Raw genomic sequence first — 4,673 nt, forward strand, 5'->3', positions numbered from 1 at the left:
AATCCATGTCAACACTCTCCATTCAGAGACACGACACTGACGAATTAAACTATACTCTACTAAAGCGCACTCTAACAATAAAGCGAGGTGAGCGAGTAGGCTATTCCACGTTTATTTCGGGCTGCTGATCGGCGGCTTTTTTTGAAAGAATCATGCGGGAAATCCGATGAGTGAACGTGTGAATCAGCCTTAAGCCTTTGAGATTTTGACGGCCGAACCCGTCGGCAGGTGGCGTAAGCCGCGTGATTGACGGTTCGCCCTGATCACTGCAAGGGCCACATTCTTGCAAGCAGGGTAACAATTTCGACCCTTTGGTCCCGCTAAGGTCTATCCCGTGGCCGGCCACGGGAAAATCAGGCAAAAACGCTGCCTGTCCAGATGGAATGTTTCACGAGCCACCTCCGTTGCGGGCTGTCCGGACTTCCCGATTCAAGGCGCCGATCCCGCAGGTCGCTTGGTTACGGGACAGCGAATATCTTGCCTACGTTCGGAAAGGTGCTTAGAACCAAGCCTAACCTCATGCGCACGGCATATACTAAGATTGAAACGGAGACACGTATGACGAACGAGAATGACAGCGATATCGCCTACATATTTGTAGGCGCCGACCGATCACAGCTTCTCGCTGTCCCGGTTCTGGAGCATTCTATCAGGCGCCACACCAGCATGAATATCAAGTTAAGATCTATGGACGATGTGGTCCTGCCCGACCCAAAGGACGTACGACAAGGAAAACGTACCGGGTTCTCATTTACGCGGTTCGCGATCCCACAATTGATGGGATACAAGGGGCGCGCCATCTATCTTGATGCCGATATGCTCGTTTTTCGCGACTTTCGTGAGTTGTGGAATCTACCCTTCAATTCCGCCAAGATAATTATCCAGGAGGAATTGCCTGATCAGGCGCAAAAGCAAGACAAGCCAGGTGCATTGAAGAAGCGCGTGAAGCAATGCTCAGTTATGCTGCTCGATTGCGAGGCCCTGTCAGATTGGGATCCTGTCAAGATCATCGAAGGCCTTGATGGGAAGTATACCTATCAGGACTTGCTCTACGACATGTGCATTCTAGATGAGTCGGAGATCAGCTATGGCGTGCCTTTCGAATGGAATAGCCTCGAGTACTACGAGGCTGGAAAGACCGGACTGATACATTGGACCGACATGAACACGCAGCCTTGGGTGTACGTTAATAATCCAACGGGCTATCTGTTTTTGGAAGAAGTCCGGATTATGCTCGAGAACGGTTCAATGAAGCTGAGCCAGATCGAGGATGAGGTTAGACTAGGATACGTCCGTCCGTCGATCCTACAAGAATTGAAGGATGCTGGAGCGGGGCCAGTAACGGCTGTAACTCCTGAGCAGGTGAAGCGTTACGAAGCGATCGATGCAGCTGCTGGGTTCGTGAAACACAAAGCGGTATTCCAAGCGGCGCGGGAGCGGTCGGCTGCGGTTAAGGCGTATGAAGCAAATCTGGCAAAGGCAAAGGGGCCGGCGGCGTCTGTCGCACACGCGGCGAGCAGTGGAGTCATTGGAACATTGCGCTCGTTGAAACGTCGTCTTTTCCGCTAAGCTCCGTATTGTGCTGAGGTGTTGGGTGGCAAATAGCTGTCCCGGCGCCTCGGCCAGCCATTCAAGCCACCAGTTGAGGTGCTCATGATGCGCCATTTTTTCCGGCGTTGCGTGTGACGCCAATGCGCGGATCTGTTCTCATGCAGCACTAGGTCAGTTGGAGAGGGTAGGTTGCACCGATTGCATTCGGCCAGCGATGCCTTTGTGAAAAAAAGGGGCGTTCATGTAAGTGGCGACAAATTTCGACCGTTAAGGCCCTCTTCTAGAAGCTGAGTAATTCCCGTGAATCTTTTCGATATCGTCAAACGCAACGATCGCTGTATGGAAGTTCTCGACGGGAACGTTGAAACATTCCGGTATGATAAACCACAGTGGTCTTGTGGTGTTTTATTACATCCAGGCGCCAGATTGAGGCTGAATCGGGCCGACGAATTTGTTGTCATGGAGACCTTCCCTCGCGACCTGGGGTGGAGTGTCCGGGGGAACGAAATTGCCCATTCGTCTATCAAGATTGTGGTTTGCTCCCTGGATGGTCGGTTTTCGGCTTCGGTTGCAACCGTCGATCCAAATGGCTCAATCCTGCTGACATGGCCAAGTTGGATCGGGTATGTCCAGGGGTATAGTCTTGAAATCAGCAATTCGGGCAGCGAAGCTCTCGAGTTGAAGTCAGGGCCGGTTTTTGACCCGCGTGCAGCCGCACGTAGCTACCTACAGGGTACCGGTGTTGAGGTCGGCCCAGGCAGCAACCCCTTTGTGAAACCGGGGCATAACGTTGATGTCCGATACGTGGAAGCCCTACCTATTGACGAATGGTTGCGCAATTACGGAAAGCACATTGAGATTACTCCAGAAAAGCAGGAGCTTTGGGCGCGTTACATCATAGGAGATGCTCAACGCATTGAATGCTGTGAAGCAGACAGTCTAGATTTTATTTTTTCGAACCATGTGTTCGAACACCTGATGAATCCCCTTGGTGTCTTAGCAAACTGGTCAAGCAAACTAAAGCGGACAGGCGTCGTAGTCGGTGTTGTTCCTGATTTGCGGTACTGTTTCGACCTCCGTCAGCCGGCCAGCACGCCGAGCGACTGGATCTCAGAGTACGAATCGCAAAACTGGTCGCTGACGCCGGAAAAATACGAAAAGTGGTGCCACTACACCGCACCTTACAACACGCCGGATGATCTGGCCGCTCGAAATTATTCCATCCACGCCCACTACTACACGCCAAGCGGCTTCCGTCAGCTTGCCCGTATGGCGATCGAAAGAGGATTATTTTCTCATTTCTTCCTGAGTACCTCGCCTAACAACAAGGACTTTGGCTGGGTATTGTGGCGCGATCAGACGGTGGGATCCAATTGAAAACAGGTTCCTTTGTTTGCCGGCCAATTTCGGTTTTTCAAGCCGTTGTTGGGCTGTTCATCGGGCTCCCTGGCTTTGCGAAATCATGGCCGGAAAACCGGCCCGATCATGCTGCCCTTGCCATCGAACTCGCGCGCCCGGAGCTCCATAGACGGTGGCCGTTCTCGCTCGCGATTGTTGGTAGGGTTAGATTTTGGCACACTACGATGTGCAGCATCAGTTTTGAGGGCAAGTAATCATGGTGCGTTGGATAGAGGCCTCGCTGACACGGCTGGTGTTCCTGACTAAACGGCATCAACCATCGTCCTCGCATGTTGGGCGATTGCTTGGGCCTGCCGATCCCGCTGCGGCAAAACTCCGATTTCTGGTGGTTGCTGACACCGTTGGGGCGACCCTTCAGATCAACCTTCTTCGACCTACGCACGCAGCCGTGACGGCCGGCGAAGTGCGAATGGTTATTTTGACTGAGGAGGACGAGCGACTCGCCGTGACATCAGGCCGTTCTGCCCGTCAGGTCCTCGCTGATGCTTGGCAACAGGCGTCGCCGGATTTGGTGTTTGTGAGTCGTTATGGCGGTTCGCTCGCCGAGGCCATTGCGGAAATGGCGGCCATAAAACGGGTGCCGCTCGTTTATCACATCGACGATAACCTCTTTGAGGTTCCCCTCGATGCGGGCGTGGAGAAGGCGAAGAAGTACGGTGCGCCTGCACGTCAACGTGCGATTCAAACGCTCCTTGAACGAGCGGACACGGTTTATGCGTCCACGTTGCAGCTCGCTGCACAGCTGCGGGACCACGCCCAACTTCCGGCTGGAATTTTCATAGGAGAGATTGCTAGCGCTAGTGATCCAATTTGCCATGAGTGCTCAGTCACGCGTAGCGGACCTCGCTTTGGCTATATGGCTTCGTCCAGTCATGCTGCGGATCTCCAACTTGCCTTACCTGGAGTAATATCCAGTTTAACCGCCAACCCGGATCTGCATTTCACAGTCTTCGGCTCATTGAGACCGCCACCGGAGTTGGGCGAGTTTGGTGCGCGCGTTGAGCATGTTCCGGCTGTCGGCAACTACGATGGCTTCTTGCTGCAACTCGCTGCGATGCGCTGGGATTGGGGGCTCGCACCGCTTAGGTCCGGGCGATTCAACGACGCCAAGACCGATACAAAATGGGTGGAGTATTCAGCGGCAGGCATTCCGACCATAGTCTCGGACCACCTCATCTATCAGAATTGTAGCCAGAATGGCGCGGCGGTACGAGTTGACGACGACCAATGGGCCAGGATGCTACCGCAGATCCTCGCGGACAGAGCGCTGGCGGAACGAACACTCGCGTCGGCGAGAGAACGGCTGATTGATCAGTATGGTTTGAGGCACATGGCAGCCCAGCTTTCACGCGTATTTGAGCTCGCTGGGCTGTCTTCTGAAAATGCCAGAATAGTCGCAAACGGTTATCGTGCCCCCGACATCAAGCCCGTGTCGTGAGCGCGCGATGTCGGGATATCGTCGTGCCAAGCCACCAAGTTTTGTTTTCCCGCCTTTCTGATCCGGTATGGGTGACATATTGAATGGTGGCCTCCTGATCTGTGGCGGCTTGGGGAGTGATAAAATTTAGTAAAGAGAAATATTCTAGAGTCACATCGGAAAATTCAATGGAATCGCGCATTGCGCCGTTGCCAACGCTGGGCTGCAAAAATGCCACATACAAATGGCATAGTGGATTGTTGACCAGCCCATTTTGAGTGATGCG

General features: G+C 53.4%; 4 protein-coding genes. 3 read left to right on the forward strand and 1 reads right to left on the reverse strand.

All coding sequences use genetic code 11. The annotated features are described in order from the left end of the window. Window positions 1–558 precede the first annotated feature (558 nt). The 3 genes from PDO_RS09995 to PDO_RS10005 all read left to right on the forward strand — a co-directional run bounded on the left by PDO_RS09995 (window position 559) and on the right by PDO_RS10005 (window position 4,408). Window positions 559–1,569 (forward strand): glycosyltransferase, encoded by a 1,011-nt coding sequence (locus PDO_RS09995; protein WP_007601254.1) that lies wholly within the window; start codon window positions 559–561, stop codon window positions 1,567–1,569. A 282-nt stretch (window positions 1,570–1,851) separates the two neighbouring features. After that, a complete protein-coding gene (locus tag PDO_RS10000; RefSeq protein WP_007601255.1) occupies window positions 1,852–2,928 on the forward strand; it encodes a methyltransferase domain-containing protein in 1,077 nt (358 codons plus the stop codon). A gap of 238 nt (window positions 2,929–3,166) precedes the next feature. Continuing rightward, entirely contained in the window at window positions 3,167–4,408 is a 1,242-nt protein-coding gene (locus tag PDO_RS10005) for a glycosyltransferase (RefSeq protein ID WP_007601257.1), read from the forward strand. Here the strand turns inward: PDO_RS10005 and PDO_RS28270 are convergent. Next, window positions 4,392–4,673: hypothetical protein (locus PDO_RS28270; protein ID WP_160167029.1), on the reverse strand; the 282-nt coding region annotated here is incomplete at its 5' end. The two genes, PDO_RS10005 and PDO_RS28270, sit on opposite strands and share 17 nt — an antisense overlap.

This window comes from Rhizobium sp. PDO1-076 (genome assembly GCF_000247475.1).
Classification (GTDB): Bacteria; Pseudomonadota; Alphaproteobacteria; order Rhizobiales; family Rhizobiaceae; genus Allorhizobium.